This is a genomic window from Gordonia sp. 'Campus' (assembly GCF_022206305.1).
GTDB lineage: Bacteria > Actinomycetota > Actinomycetes > Mycobacteriales > Mycobacteriaceae > Gordonia.
In genome coordinates this window covers 45,078-67,671 of sequence record NZ_JAKOIW010000011.1, presented here as the reverse complement: position 1 = coordinate 67,671, position 22,594 = coordinate 45,078, and the positions used below count along the sequence as shown (strand labels likewise).

The following is a 22,594-nucleotide window of genomic DNA, read 5'->3' as shown; positions in this document are numbered from 1 at the left end:
AAGAGCATGTCACAGCAATAGGCTCGGCATAACGACCACAGCGAAAGTTGTCCGTGAAATCGTGGCATCGTGACGTGACGTACACACAAACCGACACGGACCACCCCAGCACGACACTCACAAAGGGCGACATGGACTCTCAGGCTGCACCGACCGAGGTGGAACTCGGACTCGACACGTTCGGTGACATCACCGCCGATCCCGACGGCTCGCTGCGCACAGGAGCCCAGACGCTCCGCGACCTCCTCGACCAAGCCGTCCTCGCCGACGAGGTGGGCGTCGACTTCCTCGGTGTCGGTGAACACCACCGTGACGATTACGCCGTCTCGGCACCCGAGGTGGTGCTGGGTGCCATCGCGGCACGCACCACCCGGATGCGCCTGGGTTCGGCGGTGACGGTACTCAGTTCCGACGACCCGATCCGCGTGTTCCAGCGCTTCTCCACCGTCGACGCCCTGTCGTCGGGGCGCGCGGAGGTGATCCTCGGACGCGGTTCGTTCACCGAGTCGTTTCCGCTGTTCGGATTCGACCTCTCCGACTACGAGGAATTGTTCAGCGACAAGCTCGCCCTGTTCGCCGAGCTCCGCACCGGCGAGCCGGTCTCGTGGTCGGGTTCGACCCGTCCGCCGCTGCAGGCGCAGAGGGTCTATCCCGAGCTGGCGAATCCCCCACTGCCCACGTGGATCGCGGTGGGTGGCAGCCCGGAGTCGGTGGTCCGCGCGGCGTCGTACGGGCTGCCCTTGATGCTGGCCATCATCGGTGGCGACCCGCTGCGGTTCCGTCCCTACGTCGATCTCTATCACCGAGCGATCAAGGAGATGGGCAAGCAGACGCTGCCCATCGGGGTGCATTCACCCGGGCACGTCGCCGAGACCGACGCCCAGGCACGCGACGAGTTGTGGCCGCATTACCGCGAATACGTCGGTCGCATCGGCCGCGAGCGCGGGTGGCCGCCGCCCACGCACATCGAGTTCGAACGCTCGACCGGACCGGGGGGCTCGCTCCACGTCGGGTCACCCGAGACGGTCGCGCGCAAGATCGCATCCACCGTCCGCGCACTGGGTGTGAGCCGCTTCGATCTGAAGTACTCGCACGGGACACTCGGCCATGCCGAACTGATGCGGAGCATCGAGTTGTACGGTACGCAGGTCATCCCGCGCGTGCGGGAACTGCTCAGCGCCGAGTCAGGGTGAGCTGAAAATCCCCGGCCGGGTCGGTCCAGGTCGCCTCGACGGTCAGGCCCGACGCCTCGAGTTCGCTCTGCAGCGCACCGGGTTCGAACTTGGTGCTGATCTCGGTGTGGATCTCCGTCCCCGCGGGCACCCGCCATGACCGGCCGAGCACTCCGAAGTAGGCATCGACGTCACGTCGGGCGCGCAACCACATCTCGATGCGGTGCTCGTCGGGATTCCAGCGCGCGATGTGCTCGAAGTCGTCGACGTAGAGCCCGCGCGCATCCAAGCCCGTGCGCAGCACCTCGATCATGTTGCGGTTGAAATCCGCTGTGACACCCGCCCTGTCGTCGTACGCGGCCACCAGACGCCCGGTGTCCTTGATGAGGTCGGTGCCGAGCAGGAAGTAGTCACCGGGTGCGAGTGACGCCGCGAGCCGTCGGTAGAACCCGGCGCGTTCGTCGGGTACGAAGTTCCCGATGGTGCCCCCGAGGAACACCGCCAGCCGAGGCCCGTCGGCCGCGGGCAGCTCGAGATCCGGTTCGGTGAAATCGGCGACGACCGGCACGACGTCGATCTCGGGGTAGTCGGCCGAGAGCACTTCCGCAGTGGTGGTGAGCATCTCGGTGCTCACATCGACCGGTACGTAGGTCAGGCGCCGCTCGGTGCCCATCGCCGCGCTGAACGCGTCGAGCAACAGGCGCGTCTTCGTCGACGTACCCGATCCGAGTTCGACGATGACCGCCGCCCCGGTCGTCGCCGCGATCTCCGCGGATCGTGCACGGAGGATGGCGGTCTCGCGGCGCGTCGGGTAGTACTCGTCCAGCCGCGTGATCTCGTCGAACAGCTTGCTGCCGCGCTCGTCGTAGAGCCACTTGGTCGGCAGGGTCGGCGGGGTCTGCCACAGGCCGGACAACGCGTCGGCGGCAAGACCGCTGGTGGTGGTCTCGGAATCGACGCTCGGGTCGCTGTCGAGGGTCATCGGGCGAGTCGCAGCCCCGAAAAGACCCAGCGCGACTGTGCCGGGAAGAAGTTCCGGTAGGTGATGCGCTCGTGGCCGGCTGGGGTCACCGCACCGGCGCCCCGCAGAACGTGCTGATCGGACATGAACTTGCCGTTGTACTCCCCCACCGCACCGTTGGCCGGCACGAAACCCGGATACGGGAGGTACGCGCTGGCGGTCCACTCCCAGACATCGCCGACCATGGCCGCACCCGCGCGGCCGGGGTGACACCGCTGCGGATCGAGGAGCATCCCGCGCTCGTCGCCCAACGATGCCGCGGCGATCTCCCATTCGAATTCGGTGGGCAATCGCGCGCCGGCCCATCGCGCGTACGCGTCGGCCTCGTAGAACGAGACATGCAACACGGGCTCGTCGAGGACGATGGGGCGTCGTCCCGACAATGTGTAGGTCGTCCACTCGGTGTCCGTGTCGGTGGACCCGACCCCGGCCTCGTTCCGCCAGTAACCCGGGGCGTCCCAGCCGGTCTCGCGGATCTTCGCCCAGCCGTCGGACAACCAGAACTCGGCACGGCGGTAACCGTCGTCGGCCATGAACTCCAGCCAGTCCGCGTTTGTCACGGCACGGTCGGCGATCTCGAAGTCCTCCAGGTAGACGCGGTGCCGGGGCCCCTCGTTGTCGTAGGAGAATCCGTTGCCCAGAGCCCCGATCTCATGGACACCGCCGTCGAATCGCCGCCAGCCCAGCGGTTTCGGGGTGCCCGGTTCGTCCGGTTCGCGATCGATGTACACCGGGGCGAACACGTTCGTGGAGAACAGGTGCTTGATGTCCATGAGCAGAAGCTCTTGGTGCTGCTGTTCGTGATTGCACCCCAGTTCGACGAGTTCGAGGGTCGCGTCGTCGAGACTCCCGCGCTCCAGCCGGTCGACCATGGCGGCGTCGACGTGCTCGCGGTAGCGGGTCACGTCGCGCACCCCCGGCCTGGTGACCAGGCCTCGATCGGGGCGCGGATGTCGTTCTCCGACAGCCTCGTAGTAGCTGTTGAACAGGTAGCGGAAGGACTCGTCGTAGACCCGGTAGCCGGGATCCCGCCGGAGGATGAACTCCTCGAAGAACCAGGTGACATGTGCCCGATGCCATTTCGCGGGACTGGCCTCGGTCATCGACTGCGGCGTCTGGTCTTCGGCCGACAGCCTGGCCGCCAGCGTGTCGGTCAGCGCACGGACGTCGACGAACCGCTGGGCGGCGTCGGCATGGGAGTTCTGCGCCGGTGTGGCCCCGCCGTTCACAGGCACGTCATGCGGCGACTGGGGACGGATCGACGGTTCGGTGATGCTCACTGGAATCCTCCGTGGCAAGAAAGGGAGTCGCCGGCGACGTCTTCGCCGATCTCCGCATCCATCGTCACGACGGTTTCCGATCCTGTCAACGAACCCGGCCGAACACCCCGGTCAGCACAGTTCGTCAACCGAGGGTTGACGCACACCCGTCGTCAACCTATGGTTGACGCATGCCTGATACACCCGTCACCATCCGTCTCGACGACCTCATCACCGCGATCCGAAAAGTCCACGACGACCCGCTCGATCAGCTGTCGGACGCCGTCCTCGCCGCCCAGCATCTCGGCGACGTGGCCGACAGCCTCATCGGCCATTTCGTCGACCAGGCACGACGCTCCGGCGCGTCCTGGACCTCGATCGGCGCCAGCATGGGGGTGAGCAAACAGGCCGCCCAGAAGCGGTTCGTCGACCGGGTGTCGACGCCGAGCGACAACGAGTCAGCCGCCGACGAGAACCCGTTCTCGCGCTTCACCCCACGCGCGGCGAACGTCCTCATGGCCGCCAACGCCGGCGCGGCGGCCGATCGTGCCGAACACGTGACCCCCGCGCACATCGCGCGGTCCCTGACCGCCGAACCGACGTCTCTCGTCTTCGTGGTGCTGTCCGAGTTCGGTGTCGACCCAGCCGCGTGGACGGCCGCGATCACACCGCTGGTGCCGAGTCCGCGGGACATCCCCGACGCGGAGGCCACCAGCGTGGTGCCCTATGACGAGGCGGCCAAGGCCGTGCTCGAGTCGACCGTGGGGGTCGCGGTCGAGATGGGCCACAACTACATCGGCACCGAACATCTGCTCCTCGGCATGTTCGCCGATGACGGCCTGGCCGAAGCGCTCGGCGGATTGGGGCTGACCCCCGAGGCTATTCGCGGGAAGATCGTCGCGGCGCTCGAGCAGGTCATGGACCAGACGCCGCCGTCCGATCAGCGCATCGATCGCGGACGGAAGGAATGACTGCGCCGCAATGTTTTTCCGTCCACCCGAGTCGGGGGCCGATGGGTGTGTGGGAGACTTCGGCGAGACCAGGCGAGCGGCCGGCAACTAGCATGCATTCATGGGTCACGTCATCGTCCACGCATCCTCGGTACCTGCCGGCCACGGCCCGCATCCGGCAGCCAGCCCGTTCGATCGGCGCATCAGCGACGCCCTCGGCGTCACGGCTTTCGAGGTCTACCAGGTGGAGCTCCCACCGGGCGCCGAAACGGTCGACCACGATCACATCGACGATCGCAACGATGACGTCTACGCCGTCATCGCGGGCAGCGGCTGGGTCGTCATCGACGACGAACCGACGCCGATCGCGCCAGGCCAGTTCATCTCCGTCGATCTGCAGACCCGCCGCCGCTTACGCGCCGGGCCCGACGGGCTGACCGTCATCGCCGTCTGCGCCGAACAGCGATGAGGAGAGGGGTTCCGGACGGTCGACGGCTGGCGCTCCGTCAGCCCTCATGTGCTGAAAACCGCCCTGAAAACCGCCCTCTGGAGGGCGGTCGAGGGCATATCGCCTCTGACCGCCCTCCAGAGGGCGGTTTTCAGGGGCGGTTTTCGGGGCGGTGGTCAGGGGGGCGGTTGTCGGGCCAGGCTCGGCCACCACCCACCCGGCGCCCTTACTCCGGAGCGTCCGAGATGTAGTGCACGGCAGCCTCTTCCGCGGACGCTCCGGCACCGTCGATGCCGGCGTCCTCGGCGACCGCCTCGGACTCGGTGTCGATGCCGGAGCCCGCATCCGGCGCGATCAGACGACCGGCCCGGGTGTCCCCGACCTCGTCGTCCTCTTCGAACTCATCGCTCCGATCGGAATCGTGTGCGCGCCAATCGGTCCGAGCACGCTCATCAGCGGTGATCTCGTCCAGCGGGTCCACCGCCCCGACGTCGGGCTCCTCCTCGGCGAGCCTCTCGTCGAGAGTCTCCCCCTCGGCCTGTTCGCGAGACGTCAGCCCGTGCACCGCGCCCTTGGGCTCGTAGTCGGGCGGCGAGTATCCCTCGTCGAGGACGTCGTCGACCCCGCGGTCGTCAAGAGTGTCCTCCGGCTGCAGCTGATCGTCCTCGTCGAGGCTGTACTCGCCGTCCGAGCCCTCGGGGGTGCTACCGATGTCGTCCTTCATTCCTGCCACGATGCCAGCCCGCCGGTCGGTCCGCCAGGATCGCAGGTGCGCCGGGGCAGCCCACGTCCCGCGCCCGGGTCCCGGTTCGGTGAAACAACCGGCGGTGACAGTTCTGATCGGCGACAATCACCAGGGTGATCGAGGAAATGCAGGCCGAGGCCCAGGCGCTGCTCTCGGCCGGTGAATACGACCACGCGCTGGCCGAGTTCTCCGTGCTCCGCGAGATCAGGTCACGGCGCGAAGGACCGTATTCGGCAAAGTACCTGTCCAATGTGCACGACTGCATCCGGTGCATGTCGCACCTGATGCTGTGGTCGGACGCCAGCCACCTGTGCCGCGAACTCCACGGCAAGTACGTGCGCACGCATGGTCGGGGGGAGGTCGACACCGTCGACGTCGCGAAGCACTGGGCCTGGGCGCTCGTGCATCTGCACGACTATCCGCCCGCGGTACGCCTCTACCTGCTGACCGCTGATGCCCTGTGGGACTCCGACCCGGGCCAGGCGCAACGTCTGCTCGGCGCCGCCGTCATCCATCGCCACGACACCGACCCGCTGGCGCTGATCACGCCCGGTCTGATCGACGGGGTCGGTCTCCGGCATGCCGACGAGGAACGCGAGATGATCGCACGACTGGTGGCCGCCCTCACCGACACCGATGCGGTGTCGACGAGCACGGCCACCATCGACGGCCTGGCTTTCGCCTGAGTCTCAGACGACGTCGCGGCGTCGTCTCCGCATGATGTAGCTGTCGGCACCCATCCGGCCCGCCGAGGTGTATCCGACGGCCAGCAGACCGGCGATCAACGCGAGCGGCCACTCGTACCCGCCGTCGGAGTTCCAGAACCCGGCATCCCAGTGCACGAACACGATCGCGCCGATCATGTCCGCGATCAGCAACGTCGACACGATCGGCAGCAGCAACCCCAGGATCAGCAGGATGCCGCCCACCAGCTCCACCCAGGTCGCGTAGTAGGCCGCGAGCTCCGGGTACGGGATGTCCATCCCGGCGGGGCCGAATCCCGCCTTGGTGGCATCCATGCCCATGGTCACCAGCTTCTGCCAGCCGTGGGCGATGAAGATGATGCCGAGTATCAAGCGCGCGAGAAACTGCGCCACACTGCCGAATCCGCTCATTCCGTACTCCTCGCATCGATCGGGCGGGCCGGCTCTGCCGCCGCCAGGTACTCTCACAGTGTCCGGGACAGCATCGCCCCGTCGCGGGCGATACGCCGAAATCGAGACATCGCCACCCAACCGCAACCGCCTCGTAACCGGTCGCAGCGTCACCGACGCGGTTCGACGAGGCGTGCGGCGGCACGTCGGCCCGCGAGGGCAGAACGGAGTAGGAGTCGAGAGTGCCCGGAAAGTCTGGCTGGGGTTCGCGAGGCAACTCCGGGCAACCCGTGTTGGGTGCGCCTGACGACGTCCTCGATCCTTATCTCCCCGACAACGGCAATCTGGGTTACCGGATCTCGCGCTACGACCTCGATCTCGAGTACAAGGTCGCGAGCAACCGGCTGGAGGGCACCGCGGTGCTGACCGCGACCTCGTACGCAGAACTCAAGCGGTTCACCCTCGACCTCGCCGGCTCGCTGTCGGTTCAACGCGTCTCGGTCAACGACAAACGCGCCCGTTACAGTCACCGCCACCACAAGCTCACCGTCACCCCGGACACGCCGCTGCCGCCCGGGGGCGCGATGACCATCACCGTCCGCTATCACGGCACCCCGCGGCCCATCCGCGGTCCGTGGGGAGAGGTCGGCTGGGAAGAACTGACCGACGGCTCGCTGTGCGCGAACCAGCCGAACGGCGCGGCGTCGTGGTTCCCCTGCGACGACCACCCGAGTGCCAAAGCCCCGTACCGGATCTCGATCACGACCGACAGTCCGTACCACGCGCTCGCGAACGGTGTCCTCGAGTCCAAGCGCGTCCGGGCGGCGCAGACCACATGGGTGTACGAGCAGGTCGAGCCGATGCCCACTTACCTCGCATCGATCCAGATCGGCCAGTACAAGCAGGTGTCGTTGGCGTCCAAGCCGATTCCTGTCGCGGGTCTCATCCCGTCGCACCTCGAGGACAACTTCGCGATCGACTTCGGCGCCCAGACCGAGATGGTCTCGGCATTCGTCGAGATGTTCGGCCCCTACCCGTTCCCGCAGTACACGGTCGTGGTCACGGAGGACGAGCTCGAGATCCCCATCGAGGCACAGAGTTTCTCCACCTTCGGCGCCAATCACTGCGACGGCAGCCGGCACGCCGAGCGGCTCATCGCCCACGAACTCGCACACCAGTGGTTCGGCAACTCGGTGACCGCGGCCCGCTGGCGCGACATCTGGCTGCACGAAGGTTTCGCCTGCTACGCCGAATGGCTGTGGAGTCAGCACTCCGGTGGCCGCAGCGCCGACGAGTGGGCGCGCCACTATTACGACAAGCTCGAATCATCGCCGGTGCGTGTACCTCTCGCGGACCCCGGACCCCGCAAGATGTTCGACGACTGGGTCTACAAACGCGGTGCCCTCACCCTGCACGCCTTGCGCCTGACGATCGGCGACGGCGACTTCTTCGCCCTGCTCCAGCGATGGACAGACAAATACCGCTACGGGTCGGTGACGACCGAGGACTTCATGGCCCTCGCCGCGGCCCACTCGTCGAAGCCGTTGAAGCAACTGTGGGACGACTGGCTGTTCACGCCCGAGCTGCCGCCGTTCCCCGGTCCTTCCTGACCCGTTCGATGACCACCGATCCGACTCCGCCGGGTCCGGCCGCTGCCCATGACCTGCCGGGTGAGTCGACCGGACGGTCCCTGGGACGGGTCACCGTCGCGACGGTCATCGCCGCGGCGTCGGGGTACGTGGTCCTCCTGCTCGCCGCCCGCCATCTCGGGGCGGTCGGGTACGGCGTGTTCGCCGTGTTCTGGGCCGCATACGGACTGGTGACGGGCGCCCAGAACGGCCAGCTGCAGGAGACGACGCGCAGCGTGCGAACCGCCGGGGCCGAGGGCGTCGGCCGGTCCCGTCCGCTCGTCGTGAACACCGTGATCGGCGTCGGTCTGGCGATCGTCGTCGCGGCGTCGTCGCCGTTGTGGGCCGGGAAGGTGTTCACCGACGAACGCGGACTGTCCATTGCCCTGTTGGCCGTCGGCGTCGCGAGTTTCGCCGTCTATGCGCACCTGTGCGGCGCGCTCTCGGGCACGCTCAACTGGGCGGCGTTCGCGGTGTTGTTGTCGGTCGACGCGCTGATCCGGCTGGTGGGAGCGGTCGTCGCCGTCGCCGCCGGATGGGACACCACCGCCTTCCTCGTCATCACCGTCATCGGATCGGTCTCATGGTGCGTGGTGCTGGCGACCTCGTCGACGGCCCGGCGCACCGTCGGGATCTCCGGCGACGTGACGTCGGGCAGGCTCGCGGTCAACACCTTGACGGCCATGGCCGCCGCGGCCGCGAGCGCCGTCCTGGTGATGGGGTTCCCGGTGCTGATCAACCTGACCACCAACCTGCGCGGAACCCCCGACGCGGACGACACACGAATCATCGGCGCGCTCGTTCTCGCGGTGACGCTCACCCGTGCACCGTTACTCGTGCCGCTCAACAGCTTTCAGGGTGTGTTGATCTCACGCTTCGTCGATCGACGGGATCGTCGGGTCCGGTCACTCGGCGCGCCACTCGGGGTGGTCGCGGCCATCGGCGGCGTCGGCGTACTCGGAGCGTGGCTGGTCGGTCCGTGGCTGTTGCGGTCGGTCTTCGGCGCCGACTTCGACCTCGCCGGCATCGTGGTCGCCATGCTGACGGCAGGCGCCACCTGCCTCGGACTCCTGACCGTGACCGGTGCCGCCGCCATCGCCGCGGGCGCCCACCGCTGGTATGCGGCCGGCTGGTGGGTGGCGACCCTCGTCGCCGTCGCGATGCTGTTGTTGCCACTCGATGTCGAGGCCCGAACATGTGCGGCGCTCGTCGTCGGGCCGGTCGTCGGGTTGGGCGTGCACCTCATCGGCGTTCTTCGGGCCTAGTGAGCGGGTCTGCCCCGCAACCGCCCGATCCCCGCCCCGACCCGGGCCTGCAGATGGTTCAGCCTCGACGTCGCATGCCACCTCGCGGCGCGTGCCGCCTTCGGCCAGCCGCGCGCTTCGCATCGCCGTGCCTCGTCGTCGAAGAACTGGTTCTCCTCGGCGAAGCGCCGGCCGTCGACGGCCTGGACCGAACTCACCGACGCACGGTGCCTGCGGTACGAGAACACCACCTCGGGATCGTGGACGAGAGATCCACCGGCACTGGCGAGGTCGACGAGCAGGGCGAGGTCGAGGACGATCTCGAGCCCGGGTCGGAATCCGACCTCCCGCACCGCCTTCGTCCGCCACAACAGCGACGGGAAATACGTCCAGTTGCCGTGATACAGGCTCGTCGCGAGACGTTCCCCCGACAGTTCGGCAGCGCGCGACGGCGCCAACACCGACTTGATCCGGTCTCCGAGTGGTGCGACCGGGCGTCCACTCTCGTCGATGACATCCACGCCGGGCGCGATGACGGCCGCGCCGGGATGGTGCCGCGCCAGCGTCCGGACGGTCGACAGGTAGTCCGGATGCATGAGGTCGTCGCACCCCATCACCACGAACCAGTCGGCGACGACGAGGTCGACGCATCGCCGGAAGTTGCCGTTGACCCCGAGGTTGGTCTCGTTGCGCAGATACTCGACGCGGGCGTCGTCGAGCGCGAGGAGCCACTCGGCAGGTGTGGGGTCCGGGAAGCAGTCGTCGACGACGACCAGCCGCAGATCCGGGTCGGTCTGGTCGAGGACACTGGTCACGGCCTGCCGGAACTGGTCGACGTCGCCATAGAACGGCATCATCACGTCGATCGTCACCGGGCAAGACTAACCGGATGCACACACCCCGTCGTGCATGAGGCGTGCCGGGCGAGGAAGCCCACGCCGGACCGGGTTAGGGTTGTTCACCATGGCCGATCCGATCACCAATGCCGACGTGTGGCTGGTGGTACCCGTTTTCAACGAGGGTCAGGTCATCCGCGACGTCGCGGCCCGTGCGCGTGAGACGTTCCCCAACATCGTGTGCGTCGACGACGGCAGTTCGGACAACTCGGCCGCCGAGATCCGGGCCGCAGGCGTACACCTCGTGCGGCATCCGGTGAACCTCGGTCAGGGGGCCGCGATCCAGACCGGCGTCGAATACGCGCGTCGGCAGCCGGGAGCGCGATTCTTCGTCACGTTCGACGCCGACGGTCAGCACCGCGTCGAGGACGTCTCCGCGATGATCGGACGCCTGCGTACCGAACCGGTCGACATCATCGTCGGAACCCGGTTCGCCGAGGGTCGCAGCGAGTCGGTCCCGCTCCTGCGTCGAATGGCGTTGCGCACCATCGTGTTCCTGAGTCCGCGAACGCGGCGACTCGGATTGTCCGACGCGCACAACGGACTTCGGGCGTTCAACCGGACCGTCGCCGAGGAGCTCGATCTGCTGATGAGCGGGATGAGTCACGCATCGGAGTTCATCGCGCTGATCGACCATCATCGCTGGCGGGTGAGCGAGCAACCGGTGACGATCCTCTACACCGACTACTCGCGCGCCAAGGGGCAGTCGTTGATCAACGGGGTCAACATCGTCGCCGACGGACTCTTTCACACCCGGATGAGGAAGTGAGCACATGATCTGGTTCCAGATCCTCGCGATCCTCGGCCTGGTCGCCCTCGTGGGGTTCTTCGTGGTCAACCGCGGTACGGCGCGGGCGTCGGCCGGGGTGAAGCTGCTCTTCGTCGCGTTCGTCGGGTTCGGCCTGTACGCGATGCTGCGTCAGGACGACGTCACGTGGGTCGCCAACAAGATCGGCATCCAGCGCGGTCTCGACCTCGTCCTGTTCCTGCTGGTCATCGCCTTCGCGTTCACCACGGTCTCGACCTACCTGAGGTTCCGCGATCTGGAGGTCAAGTACGCGCGACTCGCCCGCGCCATCGCATTGCAGAACGCCGAGAGTGCCGATCAACGCGGCACCGACGACGTTTCGTAACCGGCGTCGAGCGGGACCGCCTCGCTCGCCGACGGGTCGGGATCTCCCGCCTCGGCCACCTGAGACATGGTGGCGACGATCGACGCGTAGAGCACCAGCTCACCGAAGTTCCCGAGCCAGAAGACCGACGTGCCGGCGGCTGCCGTGACGAGCATGACCAGCGATCCGAGACAGAGCCAGGGCGACTCGGCGGATCGCCACAGGTGGACGCCTGCCGCGATGAGCAGCAGCACCGTGCCCAGAGCCGGGAGAGGAGGGCCGGCAACCGCCGCGTTCGAGTATCGCAACGCGTCGCCGTCGGTCGTCGGCGTCAGTTCCAGCGCGACGAACAATTCGACGATCCCCACGATCACGAAGGCCGTGACCAGGAGCGTCCCGGCAACAAGGACCGATCGGCTCCATCGCACACCCAGGCGCCGCGCCGGCACCGCGGCGGCGACCACGATCAGCGGCGTCATGAGCGCGTGAATCCAGAACCGGGGCAGGTTGATCGCGTAGAGGGCGTCACCGAAGCCGACGATGCGCCCGACCGCGACCGCGACATTGTCGAACGACAACGCCACACCGAGAACGACCACCAGCGAGGTCACCGCCCCGCACGACCGTCTGAGGCGGAACGCGTACACCGTCAGCGCGATCATCCCCAGACCGATCGCGGCCATGATCGACGAGTTCCCCATCACTTCTGAATGCATCCGCTCACAACCTCCCAATTCCTCAGCCTACTGATCAATTCGGAGGGACACCGAGGACGGACTGCCCACGATCTCCGTCGAGCCAACCCTTGCGTCTACGTATACATCTACATATAGTTGGTCCATGCCGAACAAGACCATCTACGTCTCCGACGACGACATCAAAGTCCTCGAGCGCGCCCAACAGGTGTCCGGAGGCAACCTCTCGGGCGCGGTGGTCGAAGCACTGCGAGCCTATGTCCGCGCAGCCGACTACCGCGACGCCGGATACGAGGAGGTCGTACTCCGCGACGGTCCCGACGGCGTGCGGCGCAAGCGGTTCTTCGGTCGCCTGCTCGCCGAGGAGACCGAGTTCGACGAGAACACCGGCAACGCAACCAAGTTGACCGCTTACGAAGGCCGCACCGGAAAGGTGGTCCTCGCGGTGCACTACGTCGACTGGGTCAACTACGGGGTGACGCGCAAGCAGAAGACCGGCAATTGGCTGAAGGACCTCACCGGAATTCCCAGCGTTCGCAGCCTGTTCACGGCGGAGCTTCCCGACTGGGGTGACTACTCGGTCGAGATCCTCGACGACGTCGAGCAGCTCAAACCACTTGTCCCCGAACGCTTCTTCGAGCGGACGGCCGCGGCGTTGCGGCCCGAGATCGAAGACCTCGACGTGTAGTCCGCACCGGGTCCCGACAGCGCCACCCCGACGACGTCCACCAGGGACGTTCGTCTACCAACTCATGCATATATGCGCATGTATTAATGCACGCCCACACCCCATCGAAAGAGAAGAGCAGACCATGACATCACCGGCCATCGACGCCCGAGGACTCACGAAGTCCTTCGGCGATCACCGTGTACTCGACGGCATCGACCTCTCGGTCCCCGCCGGCACCGTGTTCGCGCTGCTGGGGCCCAACGGATCGGGAAAGACGACAACGGTCAAGATCCTCTCGACCCTGTCGCGGGCCGACGCCGGCGAGGTGTCGGTAGCGGGTCTCGACACCCGCACCGACCGCGAAGCCATCTGCGGCAAGATCGGTCTCACCGGACAGTTCGCTGCGGTCGACACCCTGCTCACCGGGCGCGAGAACCTCATGATGATGGCCCGGCTGCGGCATCTGCCGAAGGCGGAGGCCCACGAGCGGGTCGAGAGGCTGCTGATCGACTTCGACCTCGTCGACGCGGCCGACCGCCGGGTCGGCGACTACTCGGGCGGCATGACCCGACGGCTGGATCTGGCCATGACGCTCGTGGGTGAGCCGTCGATCATCTTCCTCGACGAACCGACCACCGGCCTCGACCCGCGATCACGCCGGGCGGTCTGGGACACGGTTCGCGACCTCGTCGCACGTGGCACGACGATATTCCTCACGACCCAGTACCTGGAGGAGGCCGATCACCTCGCCGATCGGATAGCAGTCCTCGATCGGGGTCGCATCGTGGCCGAGGGCACCGCCGCAGAGCTCAAACGGCTCGTGCCGGGTGGGCACATCAAGATCGCATTTCCCGACGCCGGCGAACTCGACCGTGCCCGTGCGCACTTCCCGTCCGCGGTGGATGCGCAGGAGGAGAACACGCTGGCCGTCCCGGGCGGCGACGGGATCAGCGCCATCCGCGACATCCTCACCACCCTCGACGACGCCGGCATCGAGGCGGCCGGTATCTCCGTCCACACCCCCGACCTCGACGACGTGTTCCTGACCATCACCGGCCGTGCGGCCGTCACCACCCCTTAGGAGATCCCATGTCCACCACTGTCGAACACACCCTGGCCGATTCTGCTGTGATGGTGCGACGCAACCTCATCCGGTTGCGGCGATACCCCACGATGATGTTCTCGACCATCGCGATGCCGGTCGTCATCCTGCTGTTGATGACCTTCTTCTTCGGCGGGGCGATCGAGAGCGCACTGTCCGCCGACGGCCCTCTCGACGGGAAGTACATCAACTACCTGCTGCCCGGCCTGCTGCTGTTCGTCCCGTCGTTCCTGACGGTGGCCGTCGCGGTGTCGGTCAACCAGGACGTCACCGAGGGCATCGTCAACCGCCTACGCTCGCTGGCGACGCCGCCGACGGCGATCCTGGCCGGACACTTCGTCGGCGCGCTCATCCAGGGTGTCATCGCCGTGGCCCTGTTGCTGGCCGTCGCCTTCGGACTCGGATTCCGCTCCAACGCAGGGTTTCTCGGATGGTGCGCGGCGGGCGGGTTGCTCCTGCTGCTGACAGCCGGCCTGGTGTGGATCGCCGTCGCGATGGGCGTCATCGCGCCGAATCCGGAGAGCGCCAGCAACATGCCCCTGCCCCTGCTGTTCCTGCCCTACCTCGGCAGCGGACTCGTGCCCACCGACAGCATGCCGAACGGCGTCCGTCAGTTCGCCGAGTACCAGCCCTTCAGTCCGATCGCCGACACGCTGCGCGGACTCCTCATGGGTATCGACATCAGCGACCGCTGGCCCTGGGCTGTCGGGTGGAGCCTGGTGTTCCTGATCGGCGGCTACTTCTGGGCGGTCAGCTCGTTCCGGCGGTCCACTTCGGGTTGAGCCCAGTCGGGTCGAGTTCAGTCGGGTCGAGTTCGGCTGCGTCCGAATCGTGTACGGCTCCGGCCGTGCACGATTCGCTAGTCGGCCAGCGAGCGCAGGTACGCGGACACCTCGTCGTGGTCCGGCAAGAGACCGGAATCCCGCGCTTCGGACAACCCTGGGGCCGCAGTGTCTTTCGGGGACAGCTCGTACTCCAACGCCGAACCGTCGCGGGCCCGCGTCGGCCAGTCGATGCCGAGTTCCGGATCAAGCGGGTTGATGCCGTGTTCACCGGCCGGGTTGTACCCGGTGGAGCACAGGTAGGTGACGGTCGAGTTGTCGGCGAGGGCACAGAATGCATGACCCAGCCCCTCGGAGAGATAGACCGCACGACGATCGACGTCGTCGAGCAAGACGGTGTCGTAGGTCCCGAAGGTCGGCGAACCGACCCGGATGTCGACGATGACGTCGAGGATGGCACCCGCCGGGCAGGTGACGTATTTGGCCTGTCCCGGAGGCACATCGGCGAAGTGCACACCGCGCAGCACGCCGGCCGCGGATACGGACAGGTTGACCTGGGCGAGGTCGAAGCGGTGGCCGATCACGTCGCTGAGCACGTCGGCCTTGAACGCCTCCGCGAACAGACCCCGATCGTCGCCGTGCTGCACCGGGGTGAACTCCCAGGCACCGTCGATGGTGAGGGGTCGTATCTTCATGGAGAGCCTTTCGCCTCAGAAGCCTTTGCCGCGCTGCAGGAGCTCCAGCAAGTAGTCACCGTAACCGGACTTGCGTAACTTCTCAGCGCGGGTGCGCAGCCCGTCGTCGTCGATGAAGCCGCGACGCCAGGCGATCTCCTCCGGGACGGCGATCTTGAGTCCTTGGCGTTGTTCGACGGTGCGCACGAAGTTGCCTGCGTCGAGGAGGCTGTCGAAGGTTCCGGTGTCGAGCCAGGCGGTACCGCGCGGCAACACGGTGACCGACAGCTTGCCCTGCTGCAGGTAGTGCGCGTTGACGTCGGTGATCTCGTACTCGCCGCGTGCGCTGGGTTCGAGGTTGCGGGCGATGTCGACGACGTCGTTTTCGTAGAAGTAGAGGCCGGGCACCGCGAAGTTCGACTTCGGTTGTGCAGGCTTTTCTTCCAGCGAGATGGCGGTGCCGTCGGCGTCGAAGTCGACGACGCCGTAGGCCTCGGGGTTGGCCACCCAGTAGGCGAAGACCGCTCCGCCGTCGACGTTCTCGAATCCCTGCAGGCGGTTGCCCAGGCCCGGCCCGTAGAAGATGTTGTCGCCCAGCACCAGTGCGACCGACTCGGTGCCGATGTGCTCGGCACCCAGGACGAAGGCCTGGGCGAGCCCGTCGGGTGAGGGCTGGGTCTTGTAGGTCAGGTTGATGCCGAACTGGTCACCGTTGCCGAGCAGGTTCTCGAACGCGGGGGCGTCGTGGGGTGTGGTGATGATGAGGATATCGCGGATACCGGCGAGCATCAGCGTCGACAGCGGGTAGTAGATCATCGGCTTGTCATAGACCGGGACGAGCTGTTTGCTCACCCCCTGCGTGATCGGGTGCAGCCGCGAGCCCGTGCCACCGGCCAGAATGATCCCTCGCATGGCGATCAGCCTAGTGCCCGCGCACCGTCCGTCCGGGACATGCTCGCTGCAGCGGGTGTGCGGCCCGGCACGCCGGGTTCGCTCCGTCGGTAGAGTGACGGCGTCCGTCGACGTCCAGGAAAGGCCTTCACGTGCGTGTTCTCGTGACCGGTGGTGCCGGGTTCATCGGCGCCAACTTCGTGCTGCGCACCCTGGCCACCCGCCCCGAGGTGTCGATCCGGGTGCTCGACAAACTCACCTACGCCGCCAACCCCGACACCCTCGCTCCGGTCGCCGACCGCGTCGACCTCGTCGAAGGCGACATCACCGACACCGCCCTGGTCGACCGCCTCGTCGCCGAAACCGACCTCGTCGTGCACTTCGCCGCCGAATCCCACAACGACAACTCCCTGGCCGACCCCTCAGCGTTCGTCACCACCAACCTCGTGGGCACCTACACCCTGCTCGAAGCCGTCCGCACCCACCAGGTGCGCTACCACCACATCAGCACCGACGAGGTCTACGGCGACCTCGACCTCGACGACCCCGCCCGCTTCACCGAAACCACCGCCTACAACCCCTCGAGCCCCTACTCCTCGACCAAAGCCGGCAGCGACCTGCTCGTCCGCGCCTGGGTCCGCTCCTTCGGCGTCGCCGCGACCATCTCCAACTGCTCCAACAACTACGGCCCCTACCAGCACATCGAGAAATTCATCCCCCGCCAGANTTCGTCACCACCAACCTCGTGGGCACCTACACCCTGCTCGAAGCCGTCCGCACCCACCAGGTGCGCTACCACCACATCAGCACCGACGAGGTCTACGGCGACCTCGACCTCGACGACCCCGCCCGCTTCACCGAAACCACCGCCTACAACCCCTCGAGCCCCTACTCCTCGACCAAAGCCGGCAGCGACCTGCTCGTCCGCGCCTGGGTCCGCTCCTTCGGCGTCGCCGCGACCATCTCCAACTGCTCCAACAACTACGGCCCCTACCAGCACATCGAGAAATTCATCCCCCGCCAGATCACCAACGTGCTGACCGGGGTACGCCCCAAGCTCTACGGCGACGGCCGCAACATCCGCGACTGGATCCACGTCGACGACCACAACGACGCCGTGTGGACCATCATCGACCGCGGCCAGATCGGCGAAACCTACCTCATCGGCGCCGACGGCGAAGTCGACAACCGCACCGTCGTGGAAACCATCCTCGAACTCCTCGACCACCCCACCGACGCCTTCGACTTCGTCACCGACCGCCCCGGCCACGACCGCCGCTACGCCATCGACTCCACCCGACTACGCACCGAACTCGGCTGGCAACCCACCTACCTCGACTTCCGCGCCGGCATCGCCGCCACCATCGACTGGTACCGCACCAACACCGACTGGTGGCAACCCACCAAAAACGCCGTCGAACAGAAGTCGCCACCACCGAACGCGTCATCGGCTGACACGACACCTGTGCGGGTCGTGGCCGGTTCACAGGGTCGCCGCATACGGTGGATCATCGACCGCGGCCAGATCGGCGAAACCTACCTCATCGGCGCCGACGGCGAAGTCGACAACCGCACCGTCGTGGAAACCATCCTCGAACTCCTCGACCACCCCACCGACGCCTTCGACTTCGTCACCGACCGCCCCGGCCACGACCGCCGCTACGCCATCGACTCCACCCGACTACGCACCGAACTCGGCTGGCAACCCACCTACCTCGACTTCCGCGCCGGCATCGCCGCCACCATCGACTGGTACCGCACCAACACCGACTGGTGGCAACCCACCAAAAACGCCGTCGAACAGAAGTACGCCACCACCGAACGCGTCATCGGCTGACACGACACCTGTGCGGGTCGTGGCCGGTTCACAGGGTCGCCGCATACGGTGGTGGTCATGCGCGTACTCGTGAGCGGCGGCGCGGGCTACATCGGCTCGCACACCGTCATCCAACTGGTCTCCGCCGGACATGACGTCGTCATCGTCGACGACTTCAGCAACGCCAAACCGACGGTCGTCGGCAGGCTGGAGGCGCTGTCGGGTCGGTCCATACCCGTCCACGCCTTCGACCTCGCGGACGTCGACAAGACCGAACACTTCTTCGCCCACGAGGACATCGACGCGGTCATCCACTTCGCCGGCTACAAGGCCGTCGGCGAATCCGTGGCGAAGCCGCTCGACTACTACCAGAACAACCTGGGTACCACGTTCGCGCTGCTCCGCGCGATGGAGCGCCACGACGTACACACGCTGGTGTTCTCATCCTCGGCGACGGTCTACGGCGCCGAGCCCCAGCTGCCGATGACCGAGGACCTGCCGACGTCTGCGACCAACCCCTACGGCTGGACCAAGGTGATGATCGAGCAGATCCTGCGCGATGTCGCCGCCAGCTCGGACGCCTGGCGAATCGCGGCACTGCGCTACTTCAACCCCGTGGGCGCTCACCCGAGCGGGACGATCGGCGAGGACCCGTCGGGGATCCCCAACAACCTCATGCCGTTCGTCGCGCAGGTCGCGGTCGGCCGGCGCGAGAAGTTGTCGGTGTTCGGCGACGACTACGACACCCCGGACGGGACCGGTGTCCGCGACTACATCCACGTCGACGACCTGGCCGCGGGCCACGTCGCCGCGCTCGACCGGATCAGTACCGGGGACACCGGCATGTCGACATGGAATCTCGGTACGGGACAGGGTGTCTCGGTCCTCGAGGTGGTGCACGCGTTCGAGCGGGCCAGCGGCCGACCGATCCCCTACGAGGTCGCCCCGCGTCGTGCCGGGGACATCGCCGCGTCCTACGCCGACCCGACACGCGCGAACGAGGACCTGGGGTGGCACGCCGACAAGACGATCGACGACATGTGCGCAGACACCTGGCGCTGGCAGTCCGGCAATCCGAAGGGATACCCGGACGCCTGAGCCGTTCGCGGAGCGCTGCTCAGGCGGGCGCGTGCGGGTCGTCGGGATCGACGATCTCGTCTGTCGCCCAGCCGATGTAGCGCCGGGCGGACGTCTCGACGACACCGTGCGCGTCGCGGTCGACCACGACGCCGAACGCATCGTAGAGCCGATCGAACCGGAGTTCACCCACCCGGTCGACGATCTGGCGGACGAGCCGCGGCGACAGCGGGATCATGTTCGGGTAGCTGCGCATGAAGGTGACCATGCCCGGTTGCATCACGCCCTTGATGGTGTCACCGGTCAGGACCGCGCCACGCCCGCCCGCCGCGTGGGGTAGGTGAAGGACCGCGCTCCCGGGAAAGTGTCCGCCGCACCGGACGAGTCGCACCCCGCCGGGAAGGTCAGCGGCGTCGGTCCAGAATTCGATCACCGAATCCGGACGGGTGACCCAGCGTCGATCGAAGTCGTTGTAGTACACCGGCACCCGACCGAAACGATGACTGAGCGACACACCCGCACCGACGAGGTGCGGGTGGCTCGCGGCGATGGCGGCGAGCCCACCGTGGTGCTCCAGCCACTCGACCAGCGCGGGCCCGATGAACCCCGGCGGCTCCCACAGGATGTTCCCGTCGGACGTGGCGATCACGAAGCCGCGCTGCCCGATCCCGACCGACGGACGCACCGTCAGCGCGGTCAGGCCGGGCTCCATCTCGTCGGCGGTCAGTGCGTTGTCGGCGGTCTCGTCCAACGGCGTGAAACTCGGGCCGCTCTCCGGGAGCCACTGGCGATCGTCGTCGCAGATCGGGCACATCGCAGGTGGCGTCTCGCCGGGCGGGAACTCGTTGGCGCAGAAGACACACATCCAGGGCCGCATGTGTCGACGCTAGCCCCTGCTCGTGACCCCTGAGCCCGCTTCTGCTCCCTGAGGTGCCGGCGGAGCGAGCCTCTGCTCCCTGAGGTGCGAGCGACTCCCCCGCTCCCTGAGGTGCGAGGGAGCGAAGTCCCCGCTCCCTGAGGTGCGAGCGAAGCGAGCCTCGAAGGGCATTCGCGACGTGCCTCGCCGGCCCTTCGAGGCTCGTCGCTTGCGCTCCTCACACCTCAGGGAGCAGGGCCAGACGCACGCAAACTCGCACCTCGGGGAGCCGGGCGATCAGCTAGCCGGCGGCGGATAGACCAGGTCGTTGACCCGGTAGATCACCGCGTCTCCGCGGCGGAACACCTCGGTGAGTCCCGGCGCTCCGTTCTGCCGCAACGCCAGGAACGGGTCACCCTGGTGTCCGCGAGCGGGGTCCGGCATCCCGCGTTGGAACTCCCAGTAGCTCGGTGGCGAGTCGATGACGTAGTGCACGTTCATGTCTCGCACGATCTGGTCGATCGCCGGGTCGGCGCCGATCTCGGACACGCCCCAGAACAGGTCGCGCTGCCGCTCGGAGAACTCGTTGGCGCGATAGAAGGGGAACATCGGTGTGACCCCGGTGACCGGATAGAGCCAGCCGGTCCCCTGGTCGAGATTGTTCAGGACGAGCACGTCCTGTGCGTCGGGTTGCGACGCCAGCCATGCGTAAGCGGCGAGATCGTCGGGGCCGACGTACTTGCCGCCCCGCTCCTTCGACGCGATCTGCGCGTTCGGCGGATAGCGGACGACGGCGGCGCCGCCGATCAGCGCCAGCAAGACCACGTACGACGCCGCGACGACCCACCGCGCCCGTGTCGTAGTCGGAGTCGAGGTCGAAGTCGGAGTCGAGGTCGCGCGATCGTCGGACTCCGACGATTCGAGGCGCCGCCGGACGAGTCCGACGATCCCCAGGACAGCGGCACCGATCGCGACGCCCGCCGCGGCCGCCGAGAGAATCGCGACGACGAACGTGAGGCGATGCGGTGAGTTGTAGAAGTAGCCGCCGATCACGCCGAGGGGCGCCGACAGCGGGCCGAGAGACACCATGGCATTGGCGGTGACCAGCGCGAACACGAACCACGCGGCGAGCCCGGCCCAGCATCGCAACCACGCCAGCGCGGCCAGACCGATAACGGTCACGACGATCAGCGGCCAGTTCGGGAAATGGTCGAGCTCGAGCGGAATGGTCCCGTTGAACGCCCCTCTGGTGAGGCCGTCGAAGACACCGATGGTGTCCTCGCGGAAGTCGAAGAACGGGAGCTCGTTGGTGTCGGCGACCCGTATCGTGCCCAGCACCACCGGGGCGATGAGGACCAGCGTGATGACAGCCGTGGCCGCGAGGGCCGCGAGATCGCGCAGGCGGCCGGCGACCGGACGCCACAGACCCTCGCACAGCCACCACAGGCCGACGATCACGCCGACGACGATCAGCGCCGACGGGTGCGTGGCGGTGACGCCCGCGACGGCCAGCGCGGCGGGCAACACACGGGAGCGGTCCGACACGACGCTCATCACCAGCACGGCAGCCACCGGGGCCAGGCTGACGCCCACGGCGTTGGGCACCGACGTCAGCTGCACCTCGACGTAGGGCAGCGACGGGAACAGTGCGCTCAGCGCTCCCGCGGTGCCGGCGATCAGCGCCGAGGCGTCGACGTCGTAACGATGGCGGGCGAACCAGTAGGCCAGCGATGCGACACCCAGTGGCACCGTGACCGCCAGCACCGCAGGCGAATACGCGTTGTACAACTCGACCGGATCGGCTCCGGTCAGCGGAAACAGCAAGGCGCCCAACGCGTGCCAGGTGTTCGGGTAGTAGTTGAAGCCCTGGGTGTCGTAGTTCATCAGCTCGCCCATACGCATGGCCGAGCCGATGCCCGTCTCGTGTATCCAGCGCAGAGAACTGGCGTGCCACAACGAATCCCACACCTGGGAGATGTTGTTCAACCCGGCGAACGCCGTCTTGACCAGCGGGCGGATGCACGTGATGGCGATGATCAGCCCACCGAGGCCGAGTCCCGCGGCGACCCGCAGCGTCGCGGTGCGGCCCACGCGCGGCTCGTCGGATGCTTCCGGCACCGGCGCCACCCGCCTACCCCACCGGGTGTGCAGCAATCGTGAGTAGACCCAGGCGCCGGCGATCGCGAAGAGAAGGCCGACCAACGCAGACACCGCATTCCACTCGAACCCGACCACCGAGTACAGCACCGTGAGGATCGAGACGAGCGCGAACGTGATGGGTGGGCCGGCGGCCAGCGCGACCGGCCACGGGAGATTCATCCGCCGGCCGACGAACGCGCCCGGCAGGATCAGCACCAGTGCGGACACCACGACGATCCATGCCCCAAGCATCATCGCCCGCGCCTTTCCACACTCACCCGCTGCACACTCCCCGTCGCACCCGCGGCCGCTGCCTGCGGTGC

At 67.2% G+C, this 22,594-nt stretch carries 23 protein-coding genes and 1 pseudogene; 14 read left to right on the top strand and 10 right to left on the bottom strand.

Translation table 11 applies throughout. The features are described from left to right. Positions 1–131 precede the first annotated feature (131 nt). Positions 132–1,193: an LLM class flavin-dependent oxidoreductase gene (locus MAY35_RS13240; protein WP_238421752.1), complete on the top strand. Its 1,062-nt coding sequence runs from the start codon at positions 132–134 to the stop codon at positions 1,191–1,193. On the opposite strand, the gene egtD is transcribed toward MAY35_RS13240, so the two are convergent. Together egtD and egtB are read right to left on the bottom strand one after the other, a co-directional pair. Then, on the bottom strand, positions 1,174–2,154 hold the full coding sequence (gene egtD / locus MAY35_RS13235) for an L-histidine N(alpha)-methyltransferase (protein WP_238421751.1): 981 nt from the start codon (positions 2,152–2,154) through the stop codon (positions 1,174–1,176). The genes MAY35_RS13240 and egtD overlap by 20 nt on opposite strands. Further along, positions 2,151–3,422, bottom strand: a complete 1,272-nt coding sequence (gene egtB / locus MAY35_RS13230; RefSeq protein WP_238421888.1) for an ergothioneine biosynthesis protein EgtB — start codon at positions 3,420–3,422, stop codon at positions 2,151–2,153. The genes egtD and egtB overlap by 4 nt, the downstream gene beginning before the upstream one ends. A 221-nt stretch (positions 3,423–3,643) precedes the next feature. Between egtB and MAY35_RS13225 the strand changes: the two genes are divergently transcribed. Then, on the top strand, positions 3,644–4,423 hold the full coding sequence (locus tag MAY35_RS13225) for a Clp protease N-terminal domain-containing protein (protein WP_238421750.1): 780 nt from the start codon (positions 3,644–3,646) through the stop codon (positions 4,421–4,423). Between the two features lie 100 nt (positions 4,424–4,523). Then, entirely contained in the window at positions 4,524–4,871 is a 348-nt protein-coding gene (locus MAY35_RS13220; protein WP_238421749.1) for a cupin, read from the top strand. A gap of 205 nt (positions 4,872–5,076) precedes the next feature. Here the strand turns inward: MAY35_RS13220 and MAY35_RS13215 are convergent, their stop codons facing one another. After that, positions 5,077–5,574: a DUF5709 domain-containing protein gene (locus MAY35_RS13215; protein ID WP_238421748.1), complete on the bottom strand. Its 498-nt coding sequence runs from the start codon at positions 5,572–5,574 to the stop codon at positions 5,077–5,079. A 134-nt stretch (positions 5,575–5,708) separates the two neighbouring features. Here MAY35_RS13215 and MAY35_RS13210 point away from each other — a divergent pair, with 134 nt between their 5' ends. Then, positions 5,709–6,281, top strand: coding sequence for a hypothetical protein (locus MAY35_RS13210; RefSeq protein WP_238421747.1), 573 nt, complete (start codon positions 5,709–5,711; stop codon positions 6,279–6,281). 3 nt (positions 6,282–6,284) lie between these two features. On the opposite strand, the gene MAY35_RS13205 is transcribed toward MAY35_RS13210, so the two are convergent. Continuing rightward, entirely contained in the window at positions 6,285–6,710 is a 426-nt protein-coding gene (locus MAY35_RS13205; RefSeq protein WP_238421746.1) for a DoxX family protein, read from the bottom strand. A 221-nt stretch (positions 6,711–6,931) separates the two neighbouring features. Between MAY35_RS13205 and MAY35_RS13200 the strand changes: the two genes are divergently transcribed. Further along, complete coding sequence (locus MAY35_RS13200; protein WP_238421745.1) at positions 6,932–8,299, top strand: M1 family metallopeptidase; 1,368 nt, start codon at positions 6,932–6,934, stop codon at positions 8,297–8,299. Between the two features lie 8 nt (positions 8,300–8,307). Next, positions 8,308–9,582, top strand: a complete 1,275-nt coding sequence (locus tag MAY35_RS13195; protein WP_238421744.1) for a polysaccharide biosynthesis protein — start codon at positions 8,308–8,310, stop codon at positions 9,580–9,582. Here MAY35_RS13195 and MAY35_RS13190 read toward each other — a convergent pair. Continuing rightward, complete coding sequence (locus MAY35_RS13190; protein ID WP_238421743.1) at positions 9,579–10,433, bottom strand: glycosyltransferase family 2 protein; 855 nt, start codon at positions 10,431–10,433, stop codon at positions 9,579–9,581. The genes MAY35_RS13195 and MAY35_RS13190 overlap by 4 nt on opposite strands. Before the next feature lie 91 nt (positions 10,434–10,524). Between MAY35_RS13190 and MAY35_RS13185 the strand changes: the two genes are divergently transcribed. Both MAY35_RS13185 and MAY35_RS13180 read left to right on the top strand, forming a co-directional pair. Next, on the top strand, positions 10,525–11,226 hold the full coding sequence (locus MAY35_RS13185; protein ID WP_238421742.1) for a glycosyltransferase family 2 protein: 702 nt from the start codon (positions 10,525–10,527) through the stop codon (positions 11,224–11,226). A gap of 4 nt (positions 11,227–11,230) precedes the next feature. Beyond that, entirely contained in the window at positions 11,231–11,590 is a 360-nt protein-coding gene (locus MAY35_RS13180) for a DUF2304 domain-containing protein (RefSeq protein ID WP_238421741.1), read from the top strand. Here MAY35_RS13180 and MAY35_RS13175 read toward each other — a convergent pair. Continuing rightward, positions 11,563–12,285: a hypothetical protein gene (locus MAY35_RS13175; RefSeq protein ID WP_238421740.1), complete on the bottom strand. Its 723-nt coding sequence runs from the start codon at positions 12,283–12,285 to the stop codon at positions 11,563–11,565. The genes MAY35_RS13180 and MAY35_RS13175 overlap by 28 nt on opposite strands. Before the next feature lie 124 nt (positions 12,286–12,409). On the opposite strand from MAY35_RS13175, the gene MAY35_RS13170 reads away from it, so the two are divergent. The 3 genes from MAY35_RS13170 (at position 12,410) to MAY35_RS13160 (ending at position 14,818) form a co-directional block, all read left to right on the top strand. Further along, entirely contained in the window at positions 12,410–12,952 is a 543-nt protein-coding gene (locus MAY35_RS13170; protein ID WP_238421739.1) for an EXLDI protein, read from the top strand. A gap of 124 nt (positions 12,953–13,076) precedes the next feature. Beyond that, entirely contained in the window at positions 13,077–14,015 is a 939-nt protein-coding gene (locus MAY35_RS13165) for an ATP-binding cassette domain-containing protein (RefSeq protein ID WP_238421738.1), read from the top strand. A gap of 8 nt (positions 14,016–14,023) precedes the next feature. Further along, positions 14,024–14,818: an ABC transporter permease gene (locus MAY35_RS13160; RefSeq protein ID WP_238421737.1), complete on the top strand. Its 795-nt coding sequence runs from the start codon at positions 14,024–14,026 to the stop codon at positions 14,816–14,818. A gap of 77 nt (positions 14,819–14,895) precedes the next feature. On the opposite strand, the gene MAY35_RS13155 is transcribed toward MAY35_RS13160, so the two are convergent. After that, complete coding sequence (locus tag MAY35_RS13155; protein ID WP_238421736.1) at positions 14,896–15,513, bottom strand: dTDP-4-dehydrorhamnose 3,5-epimerase family protein; 618 nt, start codon at positions 15,511–15,513, stop codon at positions 14,896–14,898. 15 nt (positions 15,514–15,528) lie between these two features. Further along, complete coding sequence (gene rfbA / locus MAY35_RS13150) at positions 15,529–16,404, bottom strand: glucose-1-phosphate thymidylyltransferase RfbA (RefSeq protein WP_238421735.1); 876 nt, start codon at positions 16,402–16,404, stop codon at positions 15,529–15,531. Positions 16,405–16,535: 131 nt separating this feature from the next. Between rfbA and MAY35_RS13145 the strand changes: the two are divergent. The 3 genes and pseudogenes from MAY35_RS13145 to galE form a co-directional block, all read left to right on the top strand. Beyond that, positions 16,536–17,045 (top strand): annotated as a pseudogene (locus MAY35_RS13145) (dTDP-glucose 4,6-dehydratase); the annotation flags it as partial. Positions 17,046–17,128: 83 nt separating this feature from the next. After that, positions 17,129–18,220 carry a GDP-mannose 4,6-dehydratase gene (locus MAY35_RS13140; RefSeq protein WP_238421734.1) on the top strand — a complete coding sequence of 364 codons (1,092 nt, stop codon included), beginning with the start codon at positions 17,129–17,131 and terminating at the stop codon, positions 18,218–18,220. A gap of 57 nt (positions 18,221–18,277) precedes the next feature. Further along, positions 18,278–19,297, top strand: a complete 1,020-nt coding sequence (gene galE, locus MAY35_RS13135; protein WP_238421733.1) for a UDP-glucose 4-epimerase GalE — start codon at positions 18,278–18,280, stop codon at positions 19,295–19,297. Between the two features lie 19 nt (positions 19,298–19,316). On the opposite strand, the gene MAY35_RS13130 is transcribed toward galE, so the two are convergent. After that, entirely contained in the window at positions 19,317–20,153 is an 837-nt protein-coding gene (locus tag MAY35_RS13130) for a hydrolase (protein ID WP_238421732.1), read from the bottom strand. A gap of 276 nt (positions 20,154–20,429) precedes the next feature. Continuing rightward, positions 20,430–22,526: a DUF6541 family protein gene (locus MAY35_RS13125; RefSeq protein WP_238421731.1), complete on the bottom strand. Its 2,097-nt coding sequence runs from the start codon at positions 22,524–22,526 to the stop codon at positions 20,430–20,432. Between the last annotated feature and the right edge of the window lie 68 nt (positions 22,527–22,594).